This window comes from Agrobacterium sp. rho-8.1 (assembly GCF_033957725.1).
Taxonomy (GTDB): Bacteria; Pseudomonadota; Alphaproteobacteria; order Rhizobiales; family Rhizobiaceae; genus Agrobacterium.
In genome coordinates, this window is sequence record NZ_CP192790.1 from 1 (window position 1) to 18656 (window position 18656).

Consider the following 18656-nt stretch of genomic DNA (forward strand, 5'->3'; position numbering starts at 1 on the left):
ATGAGCAACTCGCTGCCCAACAGATTTGATATTGAGATTGCCCAGCAGGGTGCCAAGATCTCCAACGCGTTGCATATGTTACGCAGCCAGCAGTATCCTCCTGATGCTCGCAAAGGGCTTCGTAAATTCCAACTAGGGGAAGTCGCGGATTTTATGGGGGTTACCCAGACCCACCTCCGACAACTTCATTCTGACGGAAAGGGCCCGGAGATAGAGTCGGTCAGCGGACGCCGCTACTATACGGCTGATCAAATGTTGGAACTCCGGGACTATCTTGAGGCCAATAAGAAATCTGACAAAAGGTATTACGTTCCTCGGCGACGCGAAGGCGAACCGATGCAGGTCGTCTCGGTCGTAAATTTCAAAGGCGGGAGCGGCAAGACAACTACTGCCGCACACCTCGCGCAATACCTTGCTCTTACTGGCCATCGTGTGTTGGCGGTCGACCTTGATCCTCAGGCATCCCTCACCTCCCTTTTCGGGATCCAGCCCGAACTCGATGATACGGCGTCCCTGTATGAGGCTCTTCGTTTCGATGAGGAGCGGAAATCTATTGCAGACGTTATACAGCCAACCAATATCCCTGGTCTTGACGTGGTGCCTGCAAATCTGGTCCTGCAGGAGTACGAATATGATGTCCCCCTGGCGATATCCTCCAAGAAAGGTGAGGACGGCCGGCTGTTTTATATGCGCATTTTCAATGCGCTGAAGCAGGTGGACGACAGGTATGATGTGGTGGTCATTGATTGCCCGCCACAACTTGGATATCTGACGATCACGGCGCTCATGGCCTCTACAGGCATTCTGATCACGATCCACCCTCAGATGCTGGATATCATGTCAATGAGCCAATTCCTGATGATGCTGGGCGGTATCATGGGTCCGGTCGCCGAGGCGGGCGCCGAGATGCGTGTCGAGTGGTTCCGCTATCTCGTGACGCGCTTCGAACCGACCGACATCCCCCAGGCACAGATGGTCGGGTTCATGCAATCCATGTTCGCCCAACAGATGTTGCGAAATCATGTGCTCAAATCAACGGCCATCTCTGACGCTTCAATAAAAAAGCAAACACTGTACGAGGTGGAGCGAGGCGATTTCGTCCGGTCTACCTATGATCGGGCAATGGAGAGCCTGAACGCGGCCAATGGTGAAATCCAGGAATTGATCCACGGCGCATGGGGGCGCAAATGACGTACTTGTCAGCCGTTTTTTCAGCGGTATTTGTGAACGATATCAATTCCCTGTCGAAGATGAAAGCGAGTTCGGAGGCTGGCTATGGCGCGTGAAAATCCTTTTGCAAAACTGGACATGGCGTCAATCGCGTCAAACCAGACGCCGACAAAACCTGGATACGGCATGACAGGGGCCGCTAAGACCGTCGTTCGGTCGATCGAGGATATGGCAGAGAACAGCAAGAAATTGATGCAGGGCGAGGTGATCGTCGACCTGGACCCGCAGTTAATTGACGGTTCCTTTGTCGCCGATCGCCTTTCCGACGATGGCGACGAATACCAGGAGCTCAAGCAGGCGATAAAGGAATCCGGCCAGATAACGCCGATTCTGGTTCGCCCCAGCTCATCAGACGGCCAACGCTTCATGGTTGTCTTCGGTCATCGCCGTCTCAAGGTCGCCAGAGAGCTTGGAATTTCGGTCAAGGCAGTCGTCAAGAAACTGGACGATGTTACTTCCGCTATTGCACAGGGACAGGAGAATTCCGCTCGCTCCAACCTGTCGTTCATAGAGCGTGCATATTTCGCACAGAACCTGATTGAGTCTGGAATGACGAAGGACGTGGTTCGGTCGTCGCTTGCGATCGACGAGGCGATGCTATCGAAAATGCTGGGTGTCGTGGAAGCTGTCCCGGCCTCGATCCTCAAGGCGCTAGGAGCATCCAAGAAAATAGGACGCGATAGGTGGCTGAGCCTCCGTCAACTGCTTCTAGTCCCTGCTCTTTCGAAGGTAGCCACAGAGCATACGGAAACCGCCGACTTCATGGAGTTGACCGAGGATGAGCGGTTTGATGAACTGCATGATTTTTTAAAGCGCTACAAAGTCAAATCAGTTGCCAAGAAGCCAAAGATCAGTTCGTCCGTGAAGGATTGGACGTCGACTGACTCTTCGCTGAAATTCGTAATGAATGCCAAATCGAAGAAAGTTGCGATCGAACTCTCGAATGTCGAAGCTAAACCTTTCAGCGAGTGGCTTTCAGCCCACATGGATCGTTTGTACGTCGAGTACAGAGGGTCGAAGCAGGAAAACAACGGAGACTGAACAGCAAAAGAAAAAGGCCCCCAAACGGTAAACCGTGGAAGCCTCTCTCGTATCTCTCGCAGGATTGAGGATCGCATTTCCCGGAATCACAGTCAAGAGTCTTGGCACCGATTTGGTGAGCGAATTTCCTTTGCCTGAAGAAAGGTGAAAGAAAAATGCATACGGGACATATAACGACGCCCTTTGGGCGGCGGCCAGCGAAGCTTGCTTTGGTGAAAGAGCAATTAGCGATCGCGGCATCAACACCAAGCACGCGTGTCGAAAAGTGGAAGGTCTTTCGCGATGTGTGCGAAACGAGGGAGCGCTTCGGCCTGCAGGACCGAGCAATTGCCGTTCTCGATGCCCTTTTGACATTTTATCCTGATACACAGCTCGACGCCTCGAACGGGCTTGTTGTATTCCCATCCAATGCGCAATTGTCGGTCCGCGCTCATGGGATCACGGAAAGTACACTGCGGCGCCAGCTCGGCGCGCTCGTCGATGCTGGACTTATCCTGCGTCGTGATAGTCCGAACGGGAAACGTTACGCACATCGCAGTCGCGATGGTGAAATCGAAAAAGCCTACGGGTTCGATCTGAGCCCGCTGCTCACACGGTCCACCGAGCTAGCCTTACTAGCCCAAGACGTCGCAGCGGAGCGGATGCGGTTTCGCCGGTCAAAAGAAACGCTTACGATATGCCGTCGAGACGTCCGCAAACTGATTACAGCTGCGATCGAGGAAGGTGCCCCTGGCAATTGGGGGCATGTAGAAACAATATACGTTGGAATTCTTAGCCGCCATCCTCGCCACCCAGACAGAAACCAGGTCGAGACAACACTTGGAGAGATGGAGCTTCTGCGTGAAGAAGTCATCAACATGTTGGAGATGCAGGTAGAATCTGATTTGATGCATGGCAATGCCGGTCCAAATGATCGGCACATACAGAGTTCAAAATCCGAATCTATAAATGAAATTGAACCTAGCTCCGAAGAAGAGCAGGGCGCAAACGTGCCGGAAGAGCCGAATGCAAGGAGTGTGGCGGGCGCAAAGACTAAGATTAAACTCGAGAAAATAAAGGCTTTCCCGCTGGGCATGGTCCTTCGGGCTTGCCCGCAGATTGTTGACTACGGTCCCGTAGGCGGTATTGCACATTGGCGGGAGCTGATGACCGCGGCCGTGGTGGTCCGCTCGATGTTGGGCGTTAGCCCGTCAGCCTACGAGGAGGCTTGCTGTGCGATGGGGCCTGAAAATGCAGCGGTAGCGATGGCGTGCATTCTCGAACGATCGAATTTCATAAACTCGCCTGGTGGCTATCTGCGAGACTTGACGAAAAGATCGGAGCAGGGAGAGTTTTCGCTCGGGCCGATGCTGATGTCGCTCTTGAGGTCCAATGGTGAAGGGAGTGCTGTTGCGTGACCGATGATTTTACGCAGAACCGCTCGGATAAACTTGTTGCAGTATATCAACGCTTTCGAGACACGATTGATGCAACGGCACCTGGAGGCAAATCAATGCCATATCATTGGTGGACCCTGCCAAATCCACTGGGTGCCATTTGGATGCCCTACAGGTCCATGCTTGGCGAATACGCGACCGAGTTGGCAAACATCATAAATGATCTTACTAATCACGTGGACCGGCTGCGTGCGTGGGATAAGATCATTTCCCAGCTCGACAATGACGAAAAGTTTGCTGTGAGTCACGAGTTCCTGAACACATTAGGTACGGTCGCGCTTGGCCAACCCTATGCGATCAAGTCACGCTTTGCCTTCGCTTCCGGGCACCTGTGCCATCAGGCAAACCAGGCAAGGCAATCGAAGGTCTGGGTGGACGACTTTCCCGAACAGAACCTCTACCTCAACGATATTCAACCTTATGGCGCTGGTTGGAGGAAGTTCAGCGCTTTCAAGGTTCGAGTGGAAGCAATCGGGGGCTCCGCCTTCAAGGCTGCGTCTGATGACTTTCGGAACGCCTATAATCATGGCTTCTCGTCCCGATTTGTACTGGGTATCACCAGCACCGTCCAACGGACGGTCAAGGATGGTAAAGTGAGATATGTATTTGGTGGCAATGAGCCTCTCAGCATTTCAAAAGTCGCTCTATTGCTCGAAATCGAGCGGGATCTTTGTTATGTGGCATTCTATGCGTTTATAAAACTAGTCGCGGAGCAAACGGCCGCGATCACATCGTTCGATGAAAAACATTCATGAGAGCGGAGGCTTGTCCCAAAGAGGTGGATAGGCTTTAGTCATATGCATAGAACAGTCGCATTTGCCCCCACGATCAGGTCGCCCCTGAGGTAGAAGTAGCGAGCAGCAGAGCCAAAACTTGTCAGCCGTCTTTTTTCGTCATTTTCTGATTAGTTTCATAGGGTTATGGGATTTGAGACATAATGTTAACGTGGAGGAAGGGTGCAAATGATGACGGTCGGAGCCAGGGCCTCAAGACGTACGACTTCCACTCCATTGGTTTAGACGCGAGTTGCCAACCAGCAGGTGGTCAGCCGCTCACTAATTTTTTCCAGCCAGACAGTGGTGAAGATAGCAGAGCTCCTGCTTTCGAGGTTCTCTCGTGCAGCAAGGTCGCTGGCAACACACTCTTTAGTGGGTGCCTCGGGTCGGCGAGATTGGCACTTGCCGTCTTGCAAACCTAGATTGAACAGACTCGAAAATCGTCATCAAGCCCATAGTCAGTCTCGATCTTCAACTCCGCGAAGGATTAGCTGATGAACTGGAGAGAGGGTCCTGACGGGTAGCCAAAGCTAAACGACGGATCCGCTAGCCAGCGGGCAAATCGTCGAAGTCAGCCTTTAGGCAAATCAATCAAATGGCCCCATAACACCTCATCGGTATTTCGAGAGAACGAGTTTCCCAATGATGGAAGCCTCCGGCTGAGAACTATACGGGATCATGCTTGTCGGTCTCTCGTGACTAGACGTAATTAGATGATCGGGTGCGAAGGATAGTAACAATGGCCGCTGAAATCGAAATGTTTAGAGATATGTCGCTCCATGGCCCCTCTGAAAAACGCGAAGAGTTGCGGGCCGCGCTTATAACCGCCGCATCCGGGGACTGGGGCGTGGATTTACAGCGATCAGAGGAAGTGAGAAGCAGCGCACTGACTGATGCGGACGTCGTGCTTTTCCGTTGTGCCGCGAACAACGATCACCCAGCCGCTGGCTTGACGCTTTGGGAAACGCCAGACGGATACTACGTGCCAAACGTCGTGCCGTTAGCATTTGGATCCCTCACGAAGGGCGAGTACAACGCAATTCTCCAAGAGTTTATCGATGCAATCGCCCAGCCGATAGCAAACCGGTTGGGATTCGAATTGCGCGCGGCTGAATCTCGGCAAGCGCTGGCCGATTGGGTTTCCGACGAGGTGGGGACAAAGCTTAAGAGATTTTCTGGCGCTGCAAATAAATCGACTGGCGCGAGCCATCCCAGCGACCAAAGACGCTGGTTCGATTTCATCGTTGCGGCTCACCGTAGACACGAGCGGCTTGACCCCGGCACGCTCTTTAGGTGGCTGCATGAGGCAGAGGGCTGGGACGAGGAAACGGCTCACCAACTCGCTGGTGACTACGAAAACGCTCGAGCGCTTCTGAAATTTTCTGACGAAGATCGTTAGTAGCCATGGATGACGTTCAGCTGGCTTCAAAGAACCTGCCTACCCTGTGCATCGACACATGCTCAATCCTTGATGTCTTTAGAGACCCAACGCGAGACGCAGTTCGCGCTTCCGACGGTAAGGCTTATTTGAGCTTGATCCAAGCGTCTGTTGACGGCCGATTATCCTGCTTGATCGCGCAACAGGTGCAAATCGAATTCGCTTTACATGACCAGCGTATTCAGGACGAGGCTGCGAAAGCCATTGAGCGTTTGCGGAGGCAGTTCATTAAAGTATCGGAGATCACCGCAGTCTTCGGGTCTCCAAATGAGATCAACTTTTCCCATCTTGACGATCACGTCGACCGCGCGCGTGCCGACTTAGAGAGGTGGTTTGCAACTTTCCATTTGCTTCTACCCGACGCTCAAACGGAGGTTCGCGCTTTCGGACGGGTGCGGGGGAACCGCGCTCCGGCACAACGGGGGAAGGATACTTGGCAGGACTGCATGATATTTGAGACCTATCTAGAAGCGGGACGGCTACTACGTGCAGGAGGCAATACTGCTCCATTCATATTCCTGTCGTCAAACACCTTGGAATATTTCACCCAAGCGAGGATATTGAAGCATGAAATCACCGAGGATTTTGGGCCGTCCTTGATTCAATATGCGCCAACAGCTGGTGCAGCACTGCATGCACTTGGTTTGTAACTCTTGGCGACGCCCTGAAACTTTTGACGGAGAGTACTTTGAAGTTCATAGACGGCGAGGCCGAAATTCCAGACGAGCTCGTTGAGGCGGTGCTTTCCGGCGACGCTGTTTTCCTTTGTGGCGCTGGAATTTCGAAAGGAGCTGACCTTCCGCTTTTCAACGAGCTTACCCTTAAGATCTACGAGGACCTCGGGGAGGCCTACGAAAACGATCCAGCTGAGCTTGATTCCTTCAGGAAGAACGAATTTGATCGTACTCTCCGCGCTCTTGAGAAGCGCGTGCGGCGACCAGGTAGCGAGCGATCTCCGGTTCGAACGTCCTGTGCGAAGCATCTTCAAGTTCCTCCATTACTTCGCTTCCCTCACCATGAAGCAGTGCTTGCACTGTCTCGCGATAGGGAAGGCCGTAGCCGCGTTCTCACAACGAATTTCGACACCCTGTTCGAACGAGCGGCAAAGGACCGTAAGGAAGAATGGCGCAGCGAAGCCGTGAAAGGTCTCCCAAAGCCTGGAGGTCCGCGTGACTATGGGATCCATCACCTCCATGGTCGAATAGCCGATTCCGCTCTTGAACTTCCGGAAACAGAGCTAATCCTTACGAGTGCTGATTTTGGTGACGCGTACCTGCGGGACGGATGGGCCTCACGTTATGTTGAAGACCGCATGCGCACCGCGACTCTGGTCCTTGTTGGCTACAGGGCAGAAGACGCGGCGCTTCGTCTCCTTCTGGAGACGCTCGACGTTGATCGGGAGCGATTTCCGGATCTGAAGAAGGTCTACGCTTTGGAAAGAGGAACGCCCGGCTCTGCTGCACAATGGAGAGCAAAGGGTGTTATCCCCGTCGAATTCGTGTCCCATGAGGCACTTTACGACACGCTACAAGTTTGGGGGAACTATGCGGAACGCCCACTCGAATTCGAGCGAGACATTATAACGCGCGTCTTCAGAAAGCTCCCAAGCGATGCGTCAGATTTCGATAAATCGCAACTTTCTTCACTGAGGGGCAGGGGAAGCGTTCCCGCTCTATTGATTACCGCTAACCCCTCACTGGCCTGGCTTCCGACTCTTATAGAGCTGGATGTGATCCGCTATGACGACCGCTGGTCGGCCGGTTGGTTGAGGCAGAACCTTCATGAGGCACGTTCAATCGTCGAGGTCGTGTCTCAGCTCCGTATGTTCGGCCCATCTCTAGCAGATGCACTGTCCTACAACTTGGAGCAATATCAGGGAAACTTACCGCCGCTCCTTCGGAAGAGTTGGGCCCTTCTGGTGCGACACATGAGGCAAGTGAAGCGGTCGCATGTGTCGGCCTGGTATGATCTTCTTCCTGTACTGAAACGACTCGATACCTCGACCGAGACAATCGAACGGCTGACTGGCATTCTGCGGCCAGAGATCAGAATCTCCCAGCATTTCACGCTCAGCGACGAGGTGAACGATACCCCAAACTCCGTTCACGATCTGATGCGGGTAGAATATGAGCCTGAGGACGACGTTGCAGTCGATGAGGTCTTGGACGCTTGGTCAACCCAGCACGCTGGTGAGGTGGATGCAGATCTCCTCAACTCGCTCACTCACGCTCTCGACCGAGCTGTAGCGGACGCGGCGGATGTAGGACTTGACGGCAACCGCGGTTTCGGTGTCGTTGACATGCATGTGGCGTCGGTAGCGGATCATCCGCAGAACCGCTATCGTAAGGGCTTTCTCCCAATCGTTCGGGTGATCGCAGAAGTTTGGTTGCGGCTTGCCACCAAACGGCCGGCACTGGCCGTTGAGTTCGTGTCGAGGTGGCTCCGGAGCCCTTATTTGATCAATCGTCGTCTCGCTATGTTCGCGGCCCGGCATCCAGCGATCGACGCCATACTGGTTAAGGAAGTCTTACTGACCTTGCCTGCCGGGGAACTGTTTTTGACGGGCGCAGCCGTTGAGGTCCATCGTCTACTAGTTGATCGCTGGACCGACCTCGATACAAATACACGTTTAGTTATCGAGCAACGTCTCAGAGAGGGGCCGCCGCCAGAGTGGTTTCGGATAGATGCCGATGTTTCTCTCTATGTCGATAGGTCTAGATACGACGTAATTGGCAACCTCATCCGGGACGGCGTCGCTCTATCCCAAGAGACTCGATATGAGTGCGCGTCAATTGAAACACGCCATCCGGAATGGCGCCTGAGACCGCAGGCGCAAGCCGGCTTCCATAGATGGTTTGAGATGAGCTCCGGAGTCTCATCAGACGAGCTTGAAGAGTTCGTTGGTGTTCCAGACAGTGAACTTCTGACTGTGGCGCTCCAAGAGCACGCCGGGGGACGAGTGCAGGAAGGGGAAAGCTGGCGACATGTTTGCGAACGTGATCCAGACCGGGCACTCCGCGCGCTAGCCAACGACGCCGCCATGGACCGATGGAAAGCCGGTGCGTGGAAGGCCTTTTTGTTATCTATCACGAAAGAAAAGATTCTCACCGATGTGCTCAAAGTCGGCGATCTTCTAATGCAATGGCCTGAGGAGAACTTAGGTGAGATCAGCGGGTACGCCGCTGATTGGCTCGGCACCCCACAGCTCCTAAATGGGGGTGCCTATCGCTGGGATCTTTGGGACAAGCTCATAACTATCAAAGTCGATGACGCTCCAGTTGCACTTTCCGCCGAAGCGGTTGTCCAAGAGTCTTTCGGCCATCCCGTGAGCAAGCTTGCGGAAATCCTGGTGCAGCTGATGCCGGTGGCAGAAACAGATCCACTTTTCTCTGATGAGATTGAACCTCGTCTTGCAGCACTGATCGACATGACGGGCAGGGTAGGACAGTTCGCCCGAATACGGCTCTCGATCGAGGTGAATTTCATTTTTGAGCGTGCCCCGATCTGGGCGACCGCCAAACTCGTGCCGCTTTTCGCTTGGTCAAGCCCGGACGCGCCCGCGGTTTGGACTGCCAGGCAATACGCGCGACACATCGGGGGCGGAGCTCTATTCAATGTGACCAAAGCAGCATTTCTAGGACTATTTTCCCGCGCTGACGTCAGTGATGAGGTTTTGAGAACATTCGCCGGGTGGATGATAGCAATGCTTTTGTCAAATCAGAGCGGGGGAGGGGGCTTCGACCTCAGTTTTATCGAAGCGAGAGCCGCTTTGCGACAAACTAGGGCGACAGTTCTTCAGTCGGTAGCCCATGAGTTGGCGGTTGAGATGCAAAGGGCCACACCTCCTCAGAAGACCGCAGTCTGGAGAAACAGCGTCGGCCCGGTTTTTGAAGGCGTCTGGCCAATGGATGTGGATCTTCTGAGCGGAGCGGTAACCTTCAAGCTCCTTCAGATTTTACGGGCTACCGGTGAGGCCTTTCTGGAAGCCGCTGTTGTAATCGAGCCCTTCATCGTTCCCGAAGACAAAGAGCAAGGAACAGCCACTTACTCTCTTGCTAACGCTGATGAAATACTTTTCAGCTCCGCACCTTCGAAAATGCTCGACATTGTCGCCGCGGTAGTTGGTAAGAAAGCGCCTGGATCAGTATTCGAACTGCAGAAAATCCTTGATCGAATAACGGCATACGAAGCCGGCCTAATTGACACAAGGAAGTACCAAGGCTTGCGACAGATGGCGCGCTGATGCGGCGAATAGGAAGGATTGTGACAATCGTACTGAAGGCGTCAGCGTTCAGGAAATTGAATGATGCGTCGGTTTACTATGGTGTGAACCGGCAGGCGACCCTTATGCCGATACGCACGATAAAGCCTTGAATGTTTCACGTCGACGGGGACATTTCTGTACGCCTAATCACATCGCTCTCCAGGGCCGAGGTTGGGATCCGGGACATTTACGCATGAATTTTGAAGGCTCGCTGTAAGATGGCAAAAAATGGACAACGCAAAGATCAGGGTGTCATAGATCGTCATGGAGAAATCGATTTCGGCACCATCGACCACGAACAATTTGAAGAACTTTGCTACGAGTTAGTTGAAGCGGTTGGCTATCATAACCTAGAATGGAGGCGCGGCGGCGCCGATAGCGGCCGGGATATCCAAGGCAAACGCTCAGTCGACACTGGTTTGTTCACTGAGTTTGATGAATCGTGGTTCTTCGAATGCAAGCATCACTCAAAGGGTGTCAGGCCAGAGCTGCTAGCCTCGAAGTTTATTCATGCCCTAGCCGAGAACCCCCGACATCTTGTCTTCTTCATCAGCTCATACCCGACGACGGCCGCAAAGCGTTGGCTTGAGGGCATCACACAGAGATCCACTTTTCAAATTCATGTCGTTGATGGAAAGCAACTTAAAGAGATCCTTCGGCGCCATCCGGCCATAGTTGAAAAGTATTTTAGTAGTAAACTCCAATCCGTAGTGATGGCAGCGCGGCGGTCTTGGCACCTCCGTGATCTGGTGCCTTCGGTACCTACGCTACTCGGATTTGTGGAGGACGAAGAGTTCTCAAAATTGAAGGCGATCGATAGGGCACTGATTTTTCTATGGACCAGGCGGACGTTTAATGACTTCGAACCCGAGGACGTCGTGTGGCGGCCAATGGTCTCAGAAATGGCGGAATTTAAAAACACTTCGATTCCCATATGGCGCTCATGCGAGAAGGTCAGGATCTTCGAACAGAAATTTGACATGAATGGTCATTCCTTAGTCGCAGCTGCGTTGAAGCTGACTAAAGGCAATGCTTCCGTCATTGGAAACTATTGTTACGAAAGTTACGATGACGTCGGCATCGAAGTGTTTGTTGAGCAGGCCAGCATGGATTTCCACGTTCGATATGTTGGAGAAGGCGCCGACAAAGAATTCAAGCAGATAATTGAATGGCTTTTACCGAGAGAAGAGCGTTCTGTATTATAGGGGTTCTAAAGCATCCGTGCGGAGCGCCCCGTCCGCCGCGTCGCATTGTTATAATAGCTTGAAGCCTGCTGCACCGACCGATGTCTCGACTGCTCCATCGCCTCGGGCAGGGGGATCCCACGGTTGGCAGCCTCGGTCAGATAGCCGGACCTTAGCCCATGAGCGGAAAACTCCCCACTGTCCAACCCAGCCATCTCCGCCCGCTGCTTGAGGATCGCATTGATCGACTGAGGATCGAGCGCCCGCTTGGAAACCGTTCCCCATCTCCCGATCCCCCTGAAGACACTGCCCTTGTCGATTTTTGCCGTAGTCATCCATGCGTTAAGGGCATCGACCGGCCGACCTGTGAGATAGACGGTATCATCCTGCTCGCCGAGGTGATGGGCGACGAAATTGAGGAGCAGCGCCTCTGGCGCCGGCCAGGGCAGGGACTTGCCGGTCGCCGCCAACCCCCATGCTTCCAGATAAGCGAGGTCGGAGGTCAGCGCCCTGAGTGTGTTGTCGCCCATACCCTGGTTGACCAGATGGCGCAGTGTCTCGATGTCCTGGTCGGTCAACAACTCGGCGAGCTCGTCGCGGCGTTCGAGCGGCAGGACGGAGGCAATCGTGTCCAGCTCCTCGGCGCGGCGATCGACAGCGGATTTTATCGTGGACGACGTCAAAGGGGGCTCCGAAACGGTGATCTGTCCGGCGATGATGCCGTCCACTGCAACGATTCTGTCTTGTCGATCGACTTGATTAGGCGCAATCGATTTCCTTGTAATGATATAGTTTTTTGTCTCCCGGGATCAGTGGAATCTTTCTTATTGAACGGAATGCGCCGATAGCAGCTTTGCTTCCTCGCTACCGCGTGAAGGTTTAGTCGATTTGGGAGGCTGATTTGTTCTGCTTCCGACCCCGCGTCGCGGGCTTCTCGGGCAGGGTTTTGCCATACTCTTCCCACCAAGCTGCAAGGGCTTCCATGGTGGGCGCAAGTCCCAGGGCCTTGCGTGTCATCTCATATTCGACACGTGGCGGCACCTCCGCATAAACGGTCCGCGAGACCAGACCGTCCGCCTCTAGCTCACGGAGCTGTGCGGTCAACATATGCTGGGTGATGCCGGGGATCGCCTTGCGCAGTTCGCCGAAACGATGGACCCGCTGATGCAGCAGCCACATGATCTCGAGCTTCCATTTGCCCGAAAGCATCGCGAAGGCGCGCCGCATCTCATCCTGCATGGTGAAATCATTCTCTGGCATTGGTCTGGTTTTCCATACCTAGTGTTGGAAATTCATCCTACTTGCGCATTTCGTTCATAGGCTTCAAATTAGATACAAGCTCTGCAGGCGCAACGCAACGCTCAGCGAACAAAATGCAAATTTCAACGCATCTCGCCCAAAGTCGGGGCGGGTGAGGAATATATCATGGCTGCAATTTATACCTATTGGATAAGCACGGCGCTTTTGTCGTTGCTGTATCTGTCCTCTGCTACCCTCTACATCGTGAAAAGGGATTTTGCCGTCAAGGCGCAGGCCGATCTCGGTTACAGTGCACCAAATCTCGTGCCGTTTCTGATCGTAGTGAAGATCCTCGGCCCCTTGGCAATCCTTTCGCGCGTCAGCGTGCCGCTCAGCGACCTCGCATATGCCGGCATGTTCTATCACCTGATCCTGTCCGGCCTCGCGCACCTGGGCGTGCGCAGCATCAAGGGTGCGGTACCTGCCGCCATCGGTCTGGTACTGCTCGTTGCGTCCTTCGCCACCCAGAATGTCGCGCGCGACGTGCCGTCGCTCTTTCTCCAGGCCTTAGGGTTATGACGTGCGAAGCCGCGACACACCGACGAAGTGGAAAATTCCCATGTTGCTTAACACAGAAACGATCATTCACCCGCGGCTGCACCATCTCGGGCTGACGACGGCGAATGTCGCACCGATAATCGAATGGTACCGCCAGGTTTTGGGCATGACGATCGTTCATGCCACGCCCTCCGCAACAGCGGGTCACGCGGACCTTCCGCCGGTCAAGATCACCTGGATGAGCAATGACGAAGCCAACCATCGCTTGGCATTGGTCGAGCTGCCAGGCCTCGAAGCGGACGCCGAGCGTTCGCGCCATCCCCGCATTCAGCACTTCGCTTTCGAGTATCAGCGTCTCGATGAGTTGCTTGGAACCTATGTGCGGTTGAAGAGGCTGGGCATCCTGCCGGTGCTGTGCACCGATGCCGGGCTTCAGACCGCCTTCTATTATGAAGATCCGGACGGCAACAGCGTCGAGATCAACGTCGATAATTTCGGCAATCCCTGGACCTCTGGAGAGTTCGTCCGGAACTCTCCAGAGTTCGCAAGCAACCCGCTGGGCGTCTTTGTCGATCCCGACAAGCTGGTTGCAGGCTTTGAAGAGGGCGCATCGCCCTTTGAGCTTCATACCCGCGCCCGTGCTGGCGAGTTTGCACCAGCAGCGCCCTTCGAACCCCGGGTGATGATCTAGGGCCAATTCAAAACCAAACGCGCATTTGGCCCCGGCATCGTCCGCTCAAGTCAAGAAGGAGATAATCATGGGTCGACTTACCGGAAAAGTAGCGATCATTACAGGCGGGGGACGCGGCATCGGTCGTGCGACCGCCAAGCTCTTCGCCGCCGAAGGCGCAAAGGTCGCCATCGTTTCATTGTCACCGGCAAATATCGCCACGGTCGTTGCCGATATCGAGACGTCGGGCGGTGTCGCCCTGGGTGTACCGACAGATGTCAGCGATGCCGACCAGATCAAGGCCGCGATCGAGAAGGTGGCGGCGACCTGGGGCGGCATCGACATATTGGTCAACTGCGCCTTCGACAGCTCCGTCGTTTTCTCGTCTGTCCTGGACCTCTCGGTCGAACAGCTCCAGCGCAATTTGGACACGGGACCGGTTGCCTTCCTGCGCACCATGCAGGCGGCCTATCCGTACCTCAAGGCCAGCGGCAATGGCCGCGTCATCAACCTCGGATCTGCGGGCGGCGTGCTCGGCATGGTCAACTACGCGCCCTATGGCATCGCCAAGGCTGCGGTCCACGCGTTGACGCGCACCGCGGCGCGAGAATGGGGCGCGGACGGGATCACGGTCAACAACATCATGCCAATCGCCGACACCTTCGGCAGCGACAGGCCGCCGCTCCCCAATGTGCTCGACCGCAACGGCATCCCGGAAAGCGACATCGCGCCGGCCATCCTGTTCCTGGCAAGCAAGGACGCGCAGTTCATTACCGGCTCCAGCATCACGCCCGACGGCGGGATGATGATCGACGCGGCGCGCTGAGACGCGGCGCTCCCCTCCCATACTCTTGCATTGAAGGATTACATCATGGGCCGTCTCAATGGAAAAGTCGCCATTATAACCGGCGCCGGTCGCGGCATCGGCCGCGCCACCGCCAAGCTGTTCGCAGCCGAGGGCGCCAAGGTCGCCGTGCTGTCGCTTACGCCCGCCAATGTGGAGGCGGTCGTGGCCGAAATCGAGGCCGCTGGCGGAACGGCGCTGGGCATACCGACGGACGTCAGCGACGCCGATCAGATCAAGGCTGCGATCGAACAGGTCGCCGCGACCTGGGGCGGCATCGACATCCTCGTCAACAACGCCTTCGACCCGTCCGTCGTCCAGTCGTCGGTGATCGAGCTTTCGGTCGAGCAGCTCCAACGCAATTTCGATACGGGGCCCATCGCCTTCCTGCGCACGATGCAAGCCGCCTATCCGTATCTCAAGGCAAGCGGCGAAGGCCGGGTCATCAACTTCGCCTCATTGGCCGGGATCACCGGCCTACGGCCCTATGCGCCCTACAACATGGCGAAGGAGGCCGTCCGCGCGCTAACCCGCGTGGCTGCGCGCGAGTGGGGGGCTGACAAGATCACGGTCAACAACGTTCTGCCCGTCGCCGACACCTGGGGCGCGGAAGCCAACAACATCCCCGCACCCGACACGCCGCTTGGTCGGTTCGGCTCGCCGGAGGAGGATATCGCGCCTGTCGTGCTGTTTCTCGCCAGCAAGGATGCGCAGTTCATCACTGGCTACAGCCTCACCCCCGATGGTGGCTCAATCATCGACGCTGGGCGCTGAGCCAACCGCGCGGCGATCATCCTGAAACCGTTGTGCGCCTTTGCGCGAAGCGTGGCGGCGCCTTCACCCCAATCAAAAGGAAGACAACAATGAAGACGCATGGACTCACTATCGACACTGCCAATCCGCAGGCCCTCGCGGCCTGGTGGGCCGAGGCTCTTGGAGTAGAGATCGGCACAGACTATGGCGTTCTCGTCACGCTGGTAACGCCTCCCGATCTGCTCCCACTACAGTTCTTCAAGCCTGAGACGATCGCGGAAGGCCGCAATCGCGTACATCCCGATTTCAAGACGTCCGACCTTGACGCAGAGACAGAGCGCCTGGTCGCTTTGGGCGCGATAGTCGTGCAAAAAAACGAGTTGCCGCAAATCCGCTACACGACCCTGACGGATCCAGACGGAAACAACTTCGATCTGGTTCAGGAATAGCGGCTGAGCGAAGTGGCAGGATAAGGATCGCGTATCCCGCCACTGCACCGAGACGGCTGGAAGTGGATGTCGCAGCATGTCCGCTCAGGGCTCCAAAGTCGTTATGGGTAGAAGGGTTTTGAAGACGCTGCGTCTTCCAACTGTCATGGTGGGAGAGCACTCTGAGATTGACAGCGATTGACAGCTGCCAAACCGGCTTGCCGGCTGGGAGGTCTCATTGGCGCAGACAACTCGCACGACGCTCATCAGCGAGGCGGCTTGGCAGAAGGCTTTGGCTCGCGAAGCGGTCATTCGGCCCATCGCTTTCGGAAAGAAGCTGACCGGCCCGGAGAGATTCGCCGTGTGCAGGCAGCTGGGTCTTAAGCCCACACGGTTTTATCAGTTACTGGGTCAATTTCGGCGAAAGCCCGTTACCACCTCACTTTTGGATGAAACGCCGGGTCCGAAAAAGGGGATGCGGCTTCTATCACCGGAACAGGAAGACGCAGTCGCCTGCGCCATCCAGGAGATCTATTGCCGTCGCGAGCGGCCGACGATCACCGCCGTCCATGATCATGTCCGGGTAATTTGCCGTCAGCGAAACCTGTCTGCACCATCGTGGAAGGCAGTGAAGACTCGCATCGATCAGTCCGACCGGCAGACGCTTACCAAGGCCCGAGAAGGTGCCAGCGCCGCGCGTCAGCGATACACGCCGGTCGTCGACGAGTATTCAGCAGGTCACGCGATGGAAATCGTGCAGATTGATCACACATTGGTCGATCTCTTCGTCGTCGATGCTGTGAACCGCCAACCACTTCAACGTCCTTGGCTGACACTGGCGATCGATGTCGCTAGCCGCATGGTGGCGGGTTTCCATCTGAGCCTAGAGCACCCATCGTCCACATCGGTCGCCTTGGCCATCCGGCAGATGGTTTTGCTGAAGGCCTCGTGGCTCGCGGAGCGAAACGTGGTCGGCAACTGGCCCGTCCATGGTTTGCCCGCCGCCATTCATCTCGACAATGCTCGGGAGTTTCGAGGAAAAGCCCTTGCCTGGGGAGCGGCCGAGCATGGCATCAATCTCATCCATCGACCGGTTGCTCGCCCACATTACGGCGGTCACATCGAACGGCTTATCGGCACGATGATGGGTGCCGTTCACTTTCTGCCCGGCTCAACCTCGAGTGATATAGGCTCCCGCAGCGACTACGATCCGCAAAAGCATGCAGTGATGACCTTTGACGAGCTGGAGCGATGGCTCACCCTTGAAATCGTCGGCCGATATCACGCCGATATCCACCGCACGCTGAAGATACCGCCCCGTCTGGCTTGGGAAGATGCCGTCCTCGCCCGTCGTGAACCTTTGCGGCTTCCCTACGATGAACATCGTTTCATCCTGGATTTCCTGCCGTTCGAGGAACGTTTCATCCGCCGAGATGGACTGCATCTGTTCGGCCTCAAATACTGGGACGATGTCCTGAGCCCACGGACCGCTGCGCCGGACAAGATGCGGGTCCGCTACGATCCTCGGGATATTTCCTGCGTCTTCGTTGACGGGCCAAACGGCGAGAGCTGGCCGGTTCGGTTTGCAGACCTCAGCCGGCCACGGATTACGCTCTGGGAGCATCGGCAGGCCATGGCCGCTTTGAGGGCTCGTGGTCTGCAATCAGTCGACGAGCATCTGATTTTCGAGACCATCGAAGCACAACGACAGATTATCGAGGTGGCGGGGCGCCAAACGCGGAGTGCCCGCCGGGGAGCCGAGAGACAGTCGCGAGCCCTGGCGGCGACCAACCGGCAGCAGGCGGAAATGACGGATGATGTCGATGAAAGCGATTTCTTCGATTTGGCACCGTTATCGGTGGAGGAATGGTCATGACGGAATATCTCCACCTGCTGCCGGCCTATCGCCAGTATGCCGAGATGGGGATTGAAGAACGGGTCGCCTGGATCCGTGCAGATCGTTGGCTGGAAACAGCCGATGCGAGCGCTGCCCTGGCGCGGCTGGAAGATCTGCTCTCCTATCCGCCGCGGGATCGAATGCCTTGTCTGCTTCTCTATGGCGATACCGGCATGGGAAAGACAAAAACCATCCGCAAGTTTCTTCGCGATCACCAGCCCATTTTCGATCGTGGGACCGGGGTGACGAGTATGCCGGTCGTGGCGATGCAGATGCCGGCCGAACCCGTCGAGCGCGATGTTTACGGCGAACTCCTCAATGCAATGAGCGCACCGGGTCGAAGCGGAGACGCGACCTTCCGTCTGAAGACCACTTGCCGGACCCTCATGCGCAGAATGGGTGTGCGGATGCTGATCATCGATGAGATCCATGCCATGCTGACGGGGACGTATCGGCAGCAACGAGTTTTCCTCAACGTCATCCGCTTCCTGGCGAATGATCTGAAAGTCCCCTTGATCTGCGCCGGTACCGATCTCGCCCGACAGGCATTGTTGACGGATCCTCAGCTCGCGGACAGGTTCGAAGCACTTCACCTGAAGCGGTGGTCCAATACACAGCGGTTTGCGCAGTTGCTCGCAAGTCTCGGGAGCATTCTGCCTCTGCGCCAGTTATCTCAGCTTGGGACCGCAGCGGTTCGCCGCAAAGTGCTGGATATGACCGATGGCGTCACGGTGCGAATTTTTCGCCTGATCGAGACAGTTGCGGTCGAAGCCGTACGAAATGGAAAAGAGAGGATAACTTTGGAGAGCTTCGATGGTGACAACCTTGTCCTGCCGCTTGTGGCGATGGCGCGCCGCACTGAAGGCCGCCTGCAGCGGCATGCAAACCATTGAGACCG

17 protein-coding genes are annotated in these 18656 nt (G+C 55.7%); 15 read left to right on the top strand and 2 right to left on the bottom strand.

The window, feature by feature from the left end:
* From repA to RMR21_RS22685, 8 genes are all read left to right on the top strand, one after another.
* Positions 1-1191, top strand: a complete 1191-nt coding sequence (gene repA, locus RMR21_RS22650) for a plasmid partitioning protein RepA (protein ID WP_498672104.1) — start codon at positions 1-3, stop codon at positions 1189-1191.
* A gap of 84 nt (positions 1192-1275) precedes the next feature.
* Complete coding sequence (gene repB, locus RMR21_RS22655) at positions 1276-2271, top strand: plasmid partitioning protein RepB (protein ID WP_498672106.1); 996 nt, start codon at positions 1276-1278, stop codon at positions 2269-2271.
* Positions 2272-2426: 155 nt separating this feature from the next.
* Positions 2427-3668: a plasmid replication protein RepC gene (gene repC, locus RMR21_RS22660; protein WP_498672108.1), complete on the top strand. Its 1242-nt coding sequence runs from the start codon at positions 2427-2429 to the stop codon at positions 3666-3668.
* Complete coding sequence (locus tag RMR21_RS22665; RefSeq protein ID WP_498672110.1) at positions 3665-4462, top strand: integrase; 798 nt, start codon at positions 3665-3667, stop codon at positions 4460-4462. Before repC ends, RMR21_RS22665 begins: the two co-directional genes overlap by 4 nt.
* Positions 4463-5222: 760 nt before the next feature.
* Positions 5223-5882, top strand: a complete 660-nt coding sequence (locus RMR21_RS22670; RefSeq protein ID WP_498672112.1) for a hypothetical protein — start codon at positions 5223-5225, stop codon at positions 5880-5882.
* Between the two features lie 5 nt (positions 5883-5887).
* Entirely contained in the window at positions 5888-6571 is a 684-nt protein-coding gene (locus RMR21_RS22675) for a PIN domain-containing protein (protein WP_498672115.1), read from the top strand.
* A gap of 38 nt (positions 6572-6609) precedes the next feature.
* The gene (locus RMR21_RS22680) at positions 6610-10164 is read left to right on the top strand and encodes an SIR2 family protein (RefSeq protein WP_498672117.1); all 3555 of its coding nucleotides are present in this window, start codon (positions 6610-6612) and stop codon (positions 10162-10164) included.
* Between the two features lie 239 nt (positions 10165-10403).
* Complete coding sequence (locus tag RMR21_RS22685) at positions 10404-11390, top strand: restriction endonuclease (protein WP_498672119.1); 987 nt, start codon at positions 10404-10406, stop codon at positions 11388-11390.
* 5 nt (positions 11391-11395) lie between these two features.
* On the opposite strand, the gene RMR21_RS22690 is transcribed toward RMR21_RS22685, so the two are convergent.
* Together RMR21_RS22690 and RMR21_RS22695 are read right to left on the bottom strand one after the other, a co-directional pair.
* Positions 11396-12088 carry a tyrosine-type recombinase/integrase gene (locus RMR21_RS22690; RefSeq protein WP_498672258.1) on the bottom strand — a complete coding sequence of 231 codons (693 nt, stop codon included), beginning with the start codon at positions 12086-12088 and terminating at the stop codon, positions 11396-11398.
* Between the two features lie 160 nt (positions 12089-12248).
* Positions 12249-12629, bottom strand: coding sequence for a winged helix-turn-helix transcriptional regulator (locus RMR21_RS22695; protein WP_498672122.1), 381 nt, complete (start codon positions 12627-12629; stop codon positions 12249-12251).
* Between the two features lie 165 nt (positions 12630-12794).
* Between RMR21_RS22695 and RMR21_RS22700 the strand changes: the two genes are divergently transcribed.
* The 7 genes from RMR21_RS22700 (at position 12795) to RMR21_RS22730 (ending at position 18651) form a co-directional block, all read left to right on the top strand.
* Positions 12795-13187 carry a DoxX family protein gene (locus tag RMR21_RS22700; RefSeq protein WP_498672123.1) on the top strand — a complete coding sequence of 131 codons (393 nt, stop codon included), beginning with the start codon at positions 12795-12797 and terminating at the stop codon, positions 13185-13187.
* Between the two features lie 40 nt (positions 13188-13227).
* Positions 13228-13857, top strand: a complete 630-nt coding sequence (locus RMR21_RS22705; RefSeq protein WP_498672125.1) for a VOC family protein — start codon at positions 13228-13230, stop codon at positions 13855-13857.
* Positions 13858-13924: 67 nt separating this feature from the next.
* Positions 13925-14662 carry an SDR family NAD(P)-dependent oxidoreductase gene (locus tag RMR21_RS22710; RefSeq protein WP_498672127.1) on the top strand — a complete coding sequence of 246 codons (738 nt, stop codon included), beginning with the start codon at positions 13925-13927 and terminating at the stop codon, positions 14660-14662.
* A 45-nt stretch (positions 14663-14707) separates the two neighbouring features.
* Entirely contained in the window at positions 14708-15454 is a 747-nt protein-coding gene (locus RMR21_RS22715) for an SDR family NAD(P)-dependent oxidoreductase (RefSeq protein WP_498672129.1), read from the top strand.
* A gap of 89 nt (positions 15455-15543) precedes the next feature.
* Positions 15544-15882: a VOC family protein gene (locus tag RMR21_RS22720; RefSeq protein ID WP_498672131.1), complete on the top strand. Its 339-nt coding sequence runs from the start codon at positions 15544-15546 to the stop codon at positions 15880-15882.
* 217 nt (positions 15883-16099) lie between these two features.
* Entirely contained in the window at positions 16100-17737 is a 1638-nt protein-coding gene (locus RMR21_RS22725; protein WP_498672132.1) for a TnsB C-terminal domain-containing protein, read from the top strand.
* Positions 17734-18651, top strand: coding sequence for a TniB family NTP-binding protein (locus RMR21_RS22730; protein WP_498672134.1), 918 nt, complete (start codon positions 17734-17736; stop codon positions 18649-18651). Before RMR21_RS22725 ends, RMR21_RS22730 begins: the two co-directional genes overlap by 4 nt.
* The last annotated feature ends 5 nt before the right edge of the window (positions 18652-18656 follow it).